General features: G+C 51.4%; 10 protein-coding genes. 3 read left to right on the top strand and 7 right to left on the bottom strand.

What is annotated here, in order from left to right; genetic code table 11:
• Positions 1-374 precede the first annotated feature (374 nt).
• Positions 375-1,940: an oligopeptide:H+ symporter gene (locus tag ACO0K9_RS12525; protein WP_422985323.1), complete on the top strand. Its 1,566-nt coding sequence runs from the start codon at positions 375-377 to the stop codon at positions 1,938-1,940.
• A 91-nt stretch (positions 1,941-2,031) separates the two neighbouring features.
• On the opposite strand, the gene ACO0K9_RS12520 is transcribed toward ACO0K9_RS12525, so the two are convergent.
• A complete protein-coding gene (locus tag ACO0K9_RS12520; RefSeq protein ID WP_422985321.1) occupies positions 2,032-3,726 on the bottom strand; it encodes an alkaline phosphatase family protein in 1,695 nt (564 codons plus the stop codon).
• A 522-nt stretch (positions 3,727-4,248) separates the two neighbouring features.
• Here ACO0K9_RS12520 and ACO0K9_RS12515 point away from each other — a divergent pair.
• Entirely contained in the window at positions 4,249-5,496 is a 1,248-nt protein-coding gene (locus ACO0K9_RS12515) for a sensor domain-containing diguanylate cyclase (protein WP_422985319.1), read from the top strand.
• Positions 5,497-5,519: 23 nt separating this feature from the next.
• Here ACO0K9_RS12515 and ACO0K9_RS12510 read toward each other — a convergent pair whose 3' ends face one another.
• From ACO0K9_RS12510 to ACO0K9_RS12485, 6 genes are all read right to left on the bottom strand, one after another.
• Positions 5,520-6,704 (bottom strand): DUF3667 domain-containing protein, encoded by a 1,185-nt coding sequence (locus tag ACO0K9_RS12510; RefSeq protein ID WP_422985317.1) that lies wholly within the window; start codon positions 6,702-6,704, stop codon positions 5,520-5,522.
• Positions 6,705-7,071: 367 nt separating this feature from the next.
• Positions 7,072-7,482: a DUF4259 domain-containing protein gene (locus ACO0K9_RS12505; RefSeq protein WP_422985315.1), complete on the bottom strand. Its 411-nt coding sequence runs from the start codon at positions 7,480-7,482 to the stop codon at positions 7,072-7,074.
• A 99-nt stretch (positions 7,483-7,581) separates the two neighbouring features.
• Positions 7,582-8,547 (bottom strand): magnesium/cobalt transporter CorA, encoded by a 966-nt coding sequence (corA, locus tag ACO0K9_RS12500; RefSeq protein ID WP_422985313.1) that lies wholly within the window; start codon positions 8,545-8,547, stop codon positions 7,582-7,584.
• Positions 8,548-8,641: 94 nt separating this feature from the next.
• The gene (locus ACO0K9_RS12495) at positions 8,642-9,391 is read right to left on the bottom strand and encodes a Crp/Fnr family transcriptional regulator (RefSeq protein ID WP_422985311.1); all 750 of its coding nucleotides are present in this window, start codon (positions 9,389-9,391) and stop codon (positions 8,642-8,644) included.
• 355 nt (positions 9,392-9,746) lie between these two features.
• On the bottom strand, positions 9,747-11,549 hold the full coding sequence (locus ACO0K9_RS12490; RefSeq protein ID WP_422985309.1) for a hybrid sensor histidine kinase/response regulator: 1,803 nt from the start codon (positions 11,547-11,549) through the stop codon (positions 9,747-9,749).
• 10 nt (positions 11,550-11,559) lie between these two features.
• The gene (locus tag ACO0K9_RS12485) at positions 11,560-12,174 is read right to left on the bottom strand and encodes a response regulator (RefSeq protein ID WP_422985307.1); all 615 of its coding nucleotides are present in this window, start codon (positions 12,172-12,174) and stop codon (positions 11,560-11,562) included.
• Positions 12,175-12,464: 290 nt separating this feature from the next.
• Here ACO0K9_RS12485 and ACO0K9_RS12480 point away from each other — a divergent pair, with 290 nt between their 5' ends.
• Positions 12,465-13,919, top strand: coding sequence for an aminotransferase class V-fold PLP-dependent enzyme (locus ACO0K9_RS12480; protein WP_422985305.1), 1,455 nt, complete (start codon positions 12,465-12,467; stop codon positions 13,917-13,919).
• Positions 13,920-13,962: the final 43 nt, after the last annotated feature.

The following is a 13,962-nucleotide window of genomic DNA, read 5'->3' as shown; positions in this document are numbered from 1 at the left end:
CCCTACATAATCATACATAACCATATTGTTCTGCATCCATAAGTTTTTCGCAATTTGCGTGCCGCAGCATCAGTATCTGTGCGGGTTTTCGACCGGTTGACCATTCTGCGGCTTAACTATTTCAATAGCTATCTGCCATCATTTTTCTTTTGCTGAAAAGGACGCCGGGAGGTGCGCAACATACTTCCTGATTCCATCCCATTTTCAGGCTTGACGGCATCCTCGCAAATACGGATACTTCGCCCACTGTTTTTCTGGTTGATCGTCACATGAACAGCCAGCAAAACCTGTCTACTTTCCATCGCAAATAAATCCAGCCTTTAAAAAAGGCGGTTTGTCATGGTGTGATAAAAACAATTGAACAGGAGAGACGAATGACTCAATCCGCGACTATCGACAGTGCCGACCAGGCGCGCATGCCAAAACAGATACCGTATATTATTGCCAACGAAGGCTGTGAACGTTTCAGCTTTTATGGCATGCGGAATATTCTGACCCCATTTCTGATTACCAGCCTGCTGTTGTCCATGCCGGAAAACATGCGTGCCGGCATGGCAAAAGAGGTTTTTCATACCTTTGTCATCGGCGTCTATTTTTTCCCTTTACTGGGCGGTTGGCTGGCTGACCGTTTCTTTGGCAAATACAATACGGTGTTCTGGCTGAGCCTGGTGTATTGCGGTGGCCATGCCTGCCTGGCGCTCTTTGACGATAATCGAAACGGTTTTTATACCGGGCTGTTCCTGATCGCACTGGGGTCGGGCGGTATCAAACCGCTGGTGACGTCCTTTGTCGGCGACCAGTTTGACCAGTCCAACAGGTCGCTGGCGCAAAAGGTATTTGACGGTTTCTACTGGATCATCAACTTCGGTTCTTTCTTTGCCTCTTTGCTGATGCCTATCTTCCTGAAGAAACTGGGTGCCAGTATTGCGTTTGGTATTCCCGGCTTGCTGATGTTGATTGCCACCATTATTTTCTGGTCTGGCCGCAACAGGTATGTGCATGTAAAACCGGCACCGCGTGATCCGCATTCTTTCCTGAATGTCGTGCGTACTGCCTTGACCACCGATGTGCCGGGTCAGGCAAAGAGCGGTTATTACATGGCCGTGTTGGGTGCCTTGCTGGCAGTCGGCTCCCTGTTCCTGATTCCTAAAGTCGGCATCGTTGCTGCTTTGTGCCTGGCGCTGGTGCTGGTACTCGGTTTTGGTGGCATGGGTGCGTGGATGCAACTGGAGCGCGCACGTGGCATCCATCCTGATCATGCGGTCGATGGTGTACGTTCTGTATTGCGCATACTGGTGGTGTTTGCCCTGGTGACACCCTTCTGGTCCCTGTTTGATCAAAAGGCCTCAACCTGGGTATTACAGGCAGACAAAATGACCAAGCCGGAATGGTTTGAACCGGCACAGATGCAGGCCCTGAATCCCTTGCTGGTGATGTTGCTGATTCCATTCAATAACCTGGTGCTGTACCCGCTGCTGAAGCTCAGGGGCATGGAACTGACGGCCTTGCGTCGCATGGGCCTGGGGATTGCGTTTTCCGGCCTGGCCTGGATCGTCGTCGGCTTCATGCAATTGGCTATTGATGGCGGTAACGCGATCGAAATCACCTGGCAAATCCTGCCGTATGCCTTGCTGACTTTTGGTGAGGTACTGGTATCGACCACCGGTCTGGAATTTGCGTATAGTCAGGCACCGCTGGCGATGAAGGGTGTCATCATGAGCTTTTGGAACCTGTCCGTGACGATAGGTAACTTGTGGGTCTTGCTGGCCAATTCCAGCGTCAAGAGTGATGCCGTGACCGAACAGATCAAGAGCACGGGCATGAGTGTTACCGCCTTCCAGATGTTCTTCTTTGCCGGCTTTGCCTTGTTGGCGGCTTTCCTGTTTGCCCTGTATGCAAGAGGCTACAAGATGCAAAACAATTATCGACAAGCTGGTTGATGTCGTACTCCGGCTAGCCCGGCCAGGAAAAAGCCGCATGATCAATAATCATGCGGCTTTTTCTATGGGCAACCCGGTTGCGTTGACAGTCTTAACGCAGGGTTTCCGTCAGTACCCGGCCTTCCGAACCGGAAGGTGGCCGTACTCTCAGTAAATGCGCCAGAGTAGGGGCAATGTCCATGACTTCTGCATATTGACCATAAGCGCCCGGTTTGAACCATGGCTTGCCCATGAAGACCAGCGGCACATTGGTATCATAGCTATAGGGTGAGCCATGTGAAGTGCCATGTGCGCCGCTACCGAAATACCAGTAAGGTTTGGTGACCAGCATGATGTCGCCAGAACGCTGCCTGTTCCAGGCTCTTTGCATCAGTGTGCTCAGCCTGTTTTGGGGCAGGGTACCGTTTTCAAACTGGGTGCGGGTAAAGCTATTGGCGATGCCGGGTACGGTCACAGCAAATCTGGCGGCTGCGGTTTCTACTTCTTCACGCTTCAAACCTTTTTGGTCAATCAGTTTGTAGTCGAGCAGGATACTGGGATTGCTCCAGGTCGTCGCCAGTTTGTCCTGGCCAAATTTCTCGGACAAATGCTGGTTCATGGCTTCCAGTATTTTCTTGCCATCCAGTCTTTGCGCGTCACGCTTGATTGCTTGTGAGAATTCAGGCACGTTGGGGAAACCATGGTCAGCCGTCAGCACCACCATGGTGTTGGCCAGGCCTACACGTTTATCCAGGTAACTGAAAAAACCTGCCAGCAAGCGATCCAGCCTTTGCAGGTGGTCATGTGACATACGGCTTTCCGGCCCAAAGCTGTGGTTCACATAATCATGGCTGGACAGGCTGATACCCAATACGTCAGGCACACCGGCACCGTTCTGTCCCAGTTTTTCGCCTTCTATGGCGGCGCGGGCAAAATCCAGGGTCATTTCATCCAGGAAAGGACTTGTGTTCAGCTTGCCGTAATAGTCGGCATCGGGTTTGCCTGATTTGCTGGTGTAAGTGAAAGGGAAACGCTTGTCCTCGGCATCTGCATCGCTTAACAGATTGTCGTTGGCGTCATTGACATAGGCAGCATCTGCCAGCAAAGGACGCCATTCCTTGCCGTAGAAACGGTCTTGAGGCTTGCCTGCCTGGTATTGCTGTACCCATTCAGGATGGTTTTTCATGTAATAGGTGGAGCTGGCAAAATTGCCGGTTTTCCCCATATACATATAGGCCGTGCCGGTCTTGCCTGCCAACAGGATCGCACCCCTGTCCTTGCCGGATACGGTGATGACTTTGCTACGCTCACCGCTGGCATAACGCAATTCATCGCCCAGTGTGCTGACACGCAGATTGGCAGGAGAGGTACCGTCACTGGCCTTGGTTTCTTCACCTATATACGTGTATGCCGTATCTTCAGTGCAGTAGACGGATGCCAGCGTTACCGGGTCTGTCCAGGTGTTGGCAATGATGCCATGCTGGTAAGGATAGGCACCCGTCAGCACGGCCGAGTGCCCGACTGCGGTGACCGTGACGCCATGGGCCTGATGGGCATTGCTGAACCAGGCGCCCTGCTCCAGCAGACGGCGAAAACCGCCCTGGCCGAATTGTTCACGGTAACGCATCACTTGTTCTTGTGGCAAGCCATCAACCACCAGTACCACCACCAGTTTTGGTTGGGCCGGCTTTTCAACTGCATACACCGGCGCGGCACACAGTGCGCTGGAGGCAGCAAGGCAAGTCAGTAAAAATAATCTACGCATGGGATGCGTGGCGCGCAAGGCGGCTGGCAATAGTGTCTTCATGATCGATGAGATAGCTTTCTGGTGGCTTACAAAATGAATTGCAAAAATGAGTTGCAAAAATGAATCAAAAAATGCCTTGCGAAACGAGTCAATGAAACACGTCCGAGCAAGTAAATTGGCAAAAAAAAACCGACTATGGTTCTGGTCGGCATGGCTGAGGCGGTTGGCTACAGCGTACACTATGCAATGGTCGCGAAAGAAGCTGCGGACTGGCTGACACTATCTTGCGTCAGCGCAAATCCAGCAATGACAATACAGCAGGACTTACGCAAAACCGCCCCAGCTGCGTTGTGGCTCCTAGCCGTACTAAAGTACTGTCTTCGTCGCTACGCCTTGCTGGGACAATTTTGCATAAGTCCTATACCGTCTGGAATTGCCATAGCGACAGCTATTTGTGTTGCGAAGCAAAAACATTCAATCAAGAATTGTATTTTATTACTTTACACCCAGTTACCTGGCGGTAAAATGAATTTGCAAGCTTGATTTTGTAAAGCTTTAACATTGCCAGAAATCGAGTAATTCTTGAGCGACGATACTTCCGACACCTACCTGTTTGACATCACGCCGACTGCCATTGTAGTCATCATTAATGACAAGCTGGTGAAACTCAATCAGGCAGCGGTGTCTTTACTTGAAGCCAGCGATGAACAGAGTTTGTTAGGTCGTTCCATCAATGACTTTATTCATCCGCTGGACCAGCCGCGCTCTCAGGGACGTCTGAGGAAACAGGGCGAGGCCTGGACCAATGCACCCAGCAAGTTTCGCATACACACCAGCAAGGACAATTACCGCATGCTGCTGGTCAGCAGCCGCGCCATTCATTATGGCGGCCAGGAAGCCGTCATGATCAGCGGCATGGATGTCACCGAACACAATGAGATGGAAGAACAGTTGCGCCTGAGCGAATTCAATTTCCGGCGTTTGTTTGAAAATATGCAAGATGTCTACTACCGCACCGACGTCAGGGGTATAGTCCAGAAAGTCAGTCCTGCCATACGCAAGGTACTGGGCTATGAGCCGGAAGAGATAGAAGGACACGAGGTGGAAGCATTTTATCCAGCTACAACCGACCGCGATACCTTCATGAAGGCAATACTGGAATTCGGCATGGTGACTGATTTCCCCGGGCGCATGCTGCGCAAGGATGGCACATTGATAGACATCTCCATCAGTAGTCAGGCGCTATATGGTGATGAAGGAGAGTTTTCCGGCATTGAAGGTATATGCCGTGACGTTACCCAGCGCAAAATGCTGGAACGTGAACTGCAGCGCCTGGCTACGACAGATTCGCTGACAGGCATTGCCAACCGGCGTGCCTTTCTTGAGTATGCCGAGCACACCTTCAAAAGTTGCCAGCGTTACCAGACACAAATGACCTTGCTGATGCTGGACCTGGATTTTTTCAAGAACATCAACGACCAGTACGGACATCAGTGTGGTGACCAGGTATTGCTGCGCTTTGCTGAAACCGTCAAAGTGGAATTGCGCGAGTCTGACCTGTTCGGCAGGCTGGGAGGCGAAGAATTTTGCGTCATCCTGCAACAGGCCAGCCGCAGCGAAGCCATGCTGGTGGCCGAACGCATACGCAGCAATGTCCAGTCGCTGGTGCTGACATCAGCATCGGGTGACTTCATTTTGCTGACAGTCAGTATAGGTATCGCCACCTATAGAACCGAAGATGACCGTCTTGGCCGCTTGCTTGAACGATCCGACAAAGCCTTGTACCAGGCAAAAAGCAATGGCCGCAACCAGATCAAATGGGAAGCCTGACGCGAAGACTGACAGCCTGCGTATTAAACACTCATCGTCAATACCAGTACGGCATAGATGCACAGCGAGCATAAGGCGACAAATAACAGTGCGACAGTGCGCCACAGACTGGCCACCGTGCCCAACTGATAGGCATGTTTAAGCTGACTGAACATATGTAGGGGCGGCACAAAGACAAATAACAAGGCACCGATAATGCCAAAGCCGAATTTACCCAAAATGGCCACGCTCATCAGCAATATGCTCATGAAGCACAACGAATATAAAGAAAACACGGCATGATCAAACATCACATATTTACGTTTGAAAATAAATAGCAGCCACAAGAAGGGTAGTGAAATCGGCATCAGCATGAAAGCGAATTTTGATGCATTGCTTTTCATCTTGTAGAGGGTCAGCTCAGGGTTTTTGATCGCATGCTGGATCTGTTTTTCTATGCCTGGAATAATTGACGAAGACTTTCCTTCGGTGATTTTGCGGTCGATTTTCTTGAGCACGTCATTGATCTTGTCACTCTTTTTATTCACGTCAGCTGTGGTATTGCTTTCTTCGCTGGCTGCTAAACCAGCGGACGATGCAGGTACCTGGTCTTTGTTTTCTTTGCTTTCTTTGCTCTCAAGTCGTTTCAGGGATGCTTCCAGTTCCGCAATATCGCTGGCCAGCTCTTTGATTCCATCATTCATGTCTTCCCGCCCGTCGTCGCCAGCGGGCAGCAAAGCCTTCGCTGCTTCCAGTGTCGCCATTGCTTCGCGATTTTTCTGTAATGCCTTGGTGATTCCGGTTTTAGTCTGCGGCTTGTCTGAAATACTGTCGACCGGGCTACTGGCTGTCAGTGACAACACAAAGAACATCACGAAGATCAAAAACAGAAACAGCGCCAGTGGTGAAACATAGCGGGTGCGTTGCCCCTGAATATAATTGCGCGTCAATTGTCCTGGCTTGAAGATCAGTGCCGGTATAGTGCGCCATGCCTTGGTTTCGAAATGGAACAAGCCATGCAATAATTCTTCGGCCATATGCAAGAGCGAACGGTGGATGTGGGCAGCTTGTCCGCAGGCGTGACAATAGGCACCGGTCAGGCTGGTGCCGCAATTGGCGCAACTGCCATGTGCATGGATAGCATGGGACGTGCCTGCTGTTTTTTCCACTTCATTGACCACCAGTGCCTCTGCTACGACATCTGTGGCGATTTCTATTTCCATACTCATGCCGCTTCTCTCCTCAAAGTATCGTGATTGTGCATGACAACGAAGTTTTCCCCAAGTCCGCTGAATTTTTTATTGCTTGAAACGCCACAGTACAGCCTGTTTGAATTTGGTACGCCAGAATTGCGGATGCCACTATCAGGACTGCGACCATAAAGATTTTCTGACGTGTATCCGGACCTCATGGACAACTCATGCATAGGGGTGCCATCAAAAGTGAGTCGGGCCAAGGTATTTTAAGTGATATTTTTGATAACTTGAAATTTGCTCTGAAAAATCCCTGAAGTCATATCGCACCGAAAAAAAAGCAAACGCGTCGTGGATGCGATGCGCTTGCTTTTACTGTAAAACGGCTGTCGCCGGGTTTACTTCATACCTTGATACGTCCGCGTAATTCCTTTACGGCAGCCAACCAATCCTTATAGTTGTTGCTGTCTTCCCATAGCTCTTTTAGTTCGGAAGGGGCGGTGACGATGCGGTCCAGCGCTTTGACGGCTTTTTCTGCCAGGGCTTTTGAGACTTTCAGCTTTGCCTTGCTTACCCATTCATCCAGCGATTCTGAATACACGTCGCGCAAGCCGAAATTGCCTTGCAGGCGTGCTACGGCTTCGGCTGCGGCGATGGCTTCGGAGGCATCTCCGGCATCAACATCGTCGTCACCGGCAGACAATACCGTATCCAGTGTATCTTCTATCAATCCCGGATCATCTTCCTCTTCCAGGCCATACAGCCAGTCGCAGGCTGTGTCATTACCAAATGATTCATGTGACCATGCACCCATTTGTTTTCTCCTTTGAGACTCAAGATCGCGAAAGCATGTAATTTTAGCAAAGCTACTGTACCTGATTTTCCAGAAATAGTGTAATGATTAGTGCAAGGTCTATAACCAGCCCGTCTTACGGAAGCGATAGTATAAATAGCCACACACGCCAAACATGATGAGCAGCGCCATGGGATAGCCGTAATGCCATTCCAGCTCGGGCATGGCCTTGAAGTTCATGCCCCAGATGCCAGCAAACGCAGTTGCAACCGCAAAAATCGCAGCCCACGCAGCCAGACGCTTATTGACTTCACTTTCATCAATGGCAACCATGGACAGATTCACCTGTATTGCCGTGCTGATGGTGTCGCGTATGGTTTCTATGGATGTATTCAGACGGTACAGATGGTCATATACATCGCGGAAATACTCCTGGGTATTCATGCAAAGACCCGGCACACGGCCACCAAACAACTTGCTGCTGGCTTCCATTAACGGCGTCACCGCATGTTTGATCACCACGATCTTGCGTTTCAACTGGTACAGGCGCTGGATATTGGCCCGTTCACTGCCTTTGGTGAAAATCTGTTCTTCTATCAGTTCCAGCTCGTTTTCCAGGGCTTCAACTACCGGAAAGTAGCGGTCAACGACGGCATCAATCAAGGCATAAAAGACGAAGGAAGAACCATGCTGGAGCAGATGTGGTTCACGTTCGCAACGCTGGCGTACCCCCAGGAAATTCTGCTGGCAGCGGTTACGCACGGACAGGACATAATTTTCACCAACGAAGAGATTCAGCTCACCGATGTTCAACTCGCCGCTGATCATTTCCACGGTGTGGATGACAGCGAACAGGGAATCCCCGTATTCTTCTATCTTCGGCCTTTGATAACCGTGCCGTGCATCTTCGACGGCCAGTTCATGCAAGTCAAATTCGACCTGCATTTCCTGCAATTCTTCATCCGAGGCATCCCGCAAGGCTACCCAGACGAACTGGTCCTTATGCTGTACATAGTCGCTGATTTCTGCCACGGATATATCGGACAGTTTGCGACCTTCCTGGTAAGTGACACAGTTGATTAACATAGATGGTGTAGCCTGGATTATCGGATTGACTGAGACAGATTTTAATGTAGTGCCACCATACTGGCAAAACTATATTTTCAGTACTTCTTACCTGTCATACGGTCGGTTCAGCGTCAGGAACGGGTGGTAGCAGGCGCTGGTATTCTTTGCGGACCACTTCATAGCATTCACAGACGCGGGCTTCCATTGCCGGCCGGTCCATCACTTTGATATGACCACGCCTGACGGCAATCAATCCATCCTTTTGCAATAGGCCAATTGCTTGCGTCACGCTCTCTCGGCGTACGCCCAATAAATGAGAAATCATTTCCTGGGTGATCACGATATCTTCCGAATGCAATCTGTCCATACTCATCAATAGCCAGCGGCACAGTTGCTGATCCAATAAATGGTGCTGATTGCAAACGGCGGTTTGTGAGGTCTGACAAATCAGCGCCTGCGTATACAGCAAAGCGTACTGCTGCAACTTGCCGCCCAGGGCAAATTCACTTTTCATGATTTTTCTGCTGAGCTTGTATGCCTTGCCCGTGCTTTGGACTTCCGTGCTGGATGGCATGCTATCACCACCCATGAAAATGGAAATACCCACCATGCCTTCGTTGCCTACCAGTGCCACTTCACTGGATGAGCCATCTTCCAGCGCGTAGATCAGCGAAACGATGCCAGAGATAGGAAAATATAAAAAATGTACATGGTCACCGGATTCCAGCATGGTCCACTTCAAAGGAAGAGGAACCAATTCCAGATCAGGCAATATGCGTTCAAAATCTGCCGCCGGTAATGCTGCCAATATACTGTTTTGCTTTGGATTTTCAGACCATGTTGCCTTGCTGTTTTTTTTCATACGCGCCTTGAGTTCGGTTGTTCTTTCTATCGCAGGCCTGTACAGTCTGTAACATCAAGTGACTTTACATGGTTTTTCTTCCCAGCAACAGGCGATATTGCCTGGATGGGAGAAATAAAGCCCCTGTTTTTCAAATATTACTATGCGCTGCCCATGTGTATCTTTTTTCCAAGAACTGAATCCAGCGATGAGTGCTGTGTAGATCGGTAAAGAGTGTGCCATAGCACGACAATAGTGCGTCATAGATTATCAAAAATGGGGCCAAGTCACAATTTCTGAAGAGGTGCATGCTCGACCAGAACCAAGTCAAGGCTGTGATCGGGATACTGTCGAGATGTATATAAATGAATTCGACTCAAGCAGATGCATCACTCGCCAGGGCCTGTACCAGGGCCGCTTTGAGGGCATTGGCAGCAAGCGGTTTGTGCAATAAGAGCGCGGCATGCCCCTGGGCTTCGCGCAGGCGTTCTGGATGGGTGTCGCCAGTGACGATGATGGCTGGCAAGACCAGTTTTTGGTCTGGCGTATTGTAGCTGATAGTCTGGCGTACCGCGCGGATGATGTCACCTCCGGTGACGCCGCCGCGCAGGCGATAGTCGGTGAGCAAGACATCAGGCAGCTTTTCTGCAGTTCTTGCCAGAGCGTCTTGCATGTCCTCCGCCAGACTGACCTGGCAGCCCCAGCTTTGCAATACGGCATGCAGGCCGGCTCTGACGGCTTCATCGTCGTCTACCACCAGCACGGTAATGCCTTGCAAGAGCAAGCAGTCTGGCTCGGTATCGGCATCGATGCAGGCCTGATCATCCGGGCTGGCATGACGTTCCATCTTGCGCATGCCATGCAGCGGCAGCACCAGCGAAAACACTGAGCCCCTGCCGGGCCGGGAGGCGACTTCTATGCTGGCTCCCAGACTGCGGGCCAGGCCCTCGGCTATGGCAAGTCCCATGCCCAGACCTTTGCGGTGGTCCCTTTCCACATTCCCCAATTGATGAAACTCGCGAAAGATTTCTTCATGTTTATCCGCTGCTATACCTATGCCAGTGTCCCACACTTGCAGCAGGACATGCTGGTGCCTGCGGCGTGCAGCGACCAGCACGCCACCGCTCTGCGTGTAGCGCAAGGCATTGCTGACCAGGTTGCGCAAGACCAGCGCGATTAGTTGCGGGTCGCTTTCTATCCAGATGTCGCTGGACCGGCTGCGGTAGAGCAGGTTTTTCTTATAGGCTTGCGGGCCAAATTCCTCACCCAGCTTATTCAGTATGCTCATCAAGTCCATCCGTCTTTGCTGGGGATTCAGGACACCCGCTTCTATGCGCGAGAAATCAAGCAGGGTTTGCAGCATTTCACTGGCGGCAAGATTGGCCGCACTGGCATGCTGCACCATGGTGGCCTGTCTGGAATTGAGGTCCGAGCTTGCCAGCGCATCAAGGAACAGACTCAATGCATATACCGGCTGGCGCAGGTCATGACTGGCCGCAGCCAAAAAGCGGGTCTTGGCCATATTGGCCGATATGGCTAGCGCCGTCTTTTCTTCCAGTTGCTGTACCAGCAAGGCATTTTGCAAACCCAGACGGATGGAAGCAATGATGGTTTTATGGTGGTTGCGAGCAAATACCAGTTGGCTGATCAATAAAATCAGCATGCCAAAACCTATCCCCCAGTAATAGGGCCCGCCCCCGCGCAGCCAATACAGGCTGATCTGGGTCAGGAAGGGCGGGGTGATCCAAAGCCAGTACAAAGGCAGTGATGCCGACAGGATAGGTACAGAAGCCGCCGCCAGGCCGCCAAAAATGGTCAGCATGAACATCGAAAAAGCAAAATTTTGCGGATCAAAAAACAGCACTGGCACAGCCACCCACAGCAAACTGAAACCGCAGACAGAGAGCGCGTAAATGCGTTCCAGTACCCCATAACTGGCAGCAGCATAGCGGCGTCGCACCAGCAGGAAAAGCAGCGAGTAAGCCGAGCCAGTCACTGCCCATTGCCATGCCAGGCTTTGCTGTGAGGGCAGCATCAGGCGGATGGTCAGGCTCATCAGCATCATGGTGACCCAGTTGCAGCCCATGAGCCAGTTGATGCTGGGGGCAGCATGGGCATGCAAGGCTTTTCTCACACTGCCTGGTGGCAGCCTTGGCGTGGCGCTGATGGCTGTGCTCATGAGCGGCCGCTTACTTCAACAGGCCCAGATCGCGTGCCCGCCGTATGGCTTGCAAGCGATTGACCACACCCAGGCCGTTGAGGAGGGCGGTCACGTGATTCTTGACGGTTTTTTCTGCCAGGCCCAATTGCAGGGCGATATCGCGGTTTGTCATTCCTTTTTCCAGCATCAGCAGTACGTCGAGTTGCCTTGCCGTTAGCTGGCTTAATGCTGCTGGTGTGTCTGCGCCAACCTGGCGGGCGCTAGCCGGTGCACCGCCAGTCAGTGCCAGCTTGATGGCATTGATCACCTCGGACGAAGTCCTGCTTTTTGGCACGAAAGCTGCTGCGCCCAGCGCCATCATGCGCTGTATGGTGGCATCGGATTCATCGGCTGATACCACGACCACGGGAGCGCGGCTACTGCGTTGCGACAGGGCGCGAATCAGGCTGCCACCGTCGGCATCGGGCAGGCCACAGTCGAGCAGGACCACGTCCAGCGGTGCATGGTATTCGGCCTGTTCCAGTGCTTCGGTAGCCGTGCCCGCCATGAAGATACTGGCACCGCCAGGCAGGGCGGAGACCAGCATGGCCAGACCTTCGCGCACCAGGGCATGGTCATCAACGATCAGGATTTTGTAAGGCATGGCAGGCTTTCATGAAGACCTACAAAGTGCTCTGGCTCAGCGCTAACAAATGCATGTTTTTCATCCGCGCCCGTTCAGTTTTCATCATAAGGCAACAATTCACTGCGTGGTCCAAACCGGGACTTTGGTCCCGGTCACATGGCAAGGGAAGACGCCGGTTCTACTATTCACCCTGCGTCATCAAGTGCTCACGCCGTTTTTTCGGTCCGGCTTTGGGCAAGATGCTCTGACGCATTATAGGCGATTCTATATCTGGCTATTTCAAGAAAATTCCTTAATGGGGACACATTATGAGTACACAAACACACAGCACTTTTACACAGCAAGATTGCCAGTTGCAACTGCAATCCTCGCTGGAGCCATTGCTGGACGCAGGCTTTATATCCCACGATTGCTATGCAAAAGTCTATGCCGAGCTTGATCAGTTTTATGCACTACTGCGCGCAGAAGATACCGATGATGACGAATACTGGAAAGAATTCCAGCGACAGTTTGATTTCGTCGATGAAAGCTTCGGCCCTGTCAAGGTGCCGATGAATGCCGCCAATCTTTGCCCTGAGCCACGTCACCTGTTGATTGCTGCCAGTAATCTGAGGTTTGAACTCAACCGCAATGTCGCGCAACAGACCCGGATGCGCGGTGGCCTGCGTGCCCGGCAGTTTGAACAGACCCGTAAAGCACTGGCTGATAGCCTTGGTATCAAGGATGCCAAAAACCTTGCCATCGTGCGCAATGCCAGTGAAGCCAACAATGCCATTAATGGCGGCTACCGTAATTGGAACAAGCTGGGTAATGACAGCGCAATAGACAATATCGTCTTGTGGGACCAGAATCATCCAACCAATCTTGCTGCTTGGCAATTGCGTGGCGGCAGAGTAGTAAAGGAACCCACTCAGGCTTCAGGCGGGGACGGGCATGTGTTTAATATCCACATGGTCAGCTTGCCTGACAAGATAGCGCCAGACCAGGTGGCGGAGCATTTCATCAAGCATATTAATGCACGTACCCGCTTCGTTTCTTTCTCTGAAACATCCAATGGCAACGGGATGCGTATCCCTGAAGTGGCGATACAGCGTATCTGGAACCATGTACAGAACAATCCAGACCTGCGCAACTGCCATATACACATAGATGGCACCATGGCTTTTGGCGCACGTCAACTCGACTTTTCCAAACCCTTCTGTCATAGCTTCGTATCCAGCTGTCATAAATGGTTTCTGGGGCCGAAAGAAACCGGCATCCTGTATGTGGATCGGGCCAAGGCAAAAAACTTTGAACCCAATATCTTTGCCTATGACTACAAGATAGACATACTGAAATGGAACGAGTTGCCTCACACTGCTGAGCGCTTTGAACTGCTGGGCCAGCGCGATGACGTCAACATCATCACTTTGTACTGGACAGAATTAATGTGGAAGAACATAGGATACCCACGCGCATACAGGCGGGTAACACAGCTGGCGGATGCACTGATGACTGGCCTGAAAAAAGAAAAATGGAATGTCACTACCCCGGATAACCCTGCCATGAGCCTGGGTGTGGTGTGGGTTGACGTGCCGCCAGGGCGGCAAATCAAAAAACTCAGCGACGAGCTTTATGAGAAAGGTATTGCAGCTTCATTTTCTCCATCAACAGATCGTCACAGTGAAACCAAAGTCAGGCTGTGTCCGCATATTTACAACACGATGGATGACATCAGGGCTGCTATCAATATCATGACTAAATGGCGCGGTCCTGTTGCCTGATCATGCGCATAATCAGGGTTGGGTTCCAGCGGTAAAAAATCGC

Origin of the sequence: Undibacterium sp. Ji50W, assembly GCF_049340445.1 — a bacterium.
Taxonomy (GTDB): Bacteria; Pseudomonadota; Gammaproteobacteria; order Burkholderiales; family Burkholderiaceae_D; genus Undibacterium.
Note: the sequence above shows the minus strand (reverse complement) of the source record. Positions and strands in the feature narration are given on the sequence as shown.

What these genes read in the sequence shown, in the direction of transcription:
- ACO0K9_RS12490 (WP_422985309.1), bottom strand. Translation starts at nt 11,549, where the DNA reads ATGAGCACAGCCATCAGCGCCACGCCAAGGCTGCCACCAGGCAGTGTG.
- ACO0K9_RS12525 (WP_422985323.1), top strand. Translation starts at nt 375, where the DNA reads ATGACTCAATCCGCGACTATCGACAGTGCCGACCAGGCGCGCATGCCA.
- ACO0K9_RS12485 (WP_422985307.1), bottom strand. Translation starts at nt 12,174, where the DNA reads ATGCCTTACAAAATCCTGATCGTTGATGACCATGCCCTGGTGCGCGAA.
- ACO0K9_RS12510 (WP_422985317.1), bottom strand. Translation starts at nt 6,704, where the DNA reads ATGAGTATGGAAATAGAAATCGCCACAGATGTCGTAGCAGAGGCACTG.
- ACO0K9_RS12505 (WP_422985315.1), bottom strand. Translation starts at nt 7,482, where the DNA reads ATGGGTGCATGGTCACATGAATCATTTGGTAATGACACAGCCTGCGAC.
- ACO0K9_RS12495 (WP_422985311.1), bottom strand. Translation starts at nt 9,391, where the DNA reads ATGAAAAAAAACAGCAAGGCAACATGGTCTGAAAATCCAAAGCAAAAC.
- ACO0K9_RS12520 (WP_422985321.1), bottom strand. Translation starts at nt 3,726, where the DNA reads ATGAAGACACTATTGCCAGCCGCCTTGCGCGCCACGCATCCCATGCGT.
- ACO0K9_RS12480 (WP_422985305.1), top strand. Translation starts at nt 12,465, where the DNA reads ATGAGTACACAAACACACAGCACTTTTACACAGCAAGATTGCCAGTTG.
- corA (WP_422985313.1), bottom strand. Translation starts at nt 8,547, where the DNA reads ATGTTAATCAACTGTGTCACTTACCAGGAAGGTCGCAAACTGTCCGAT.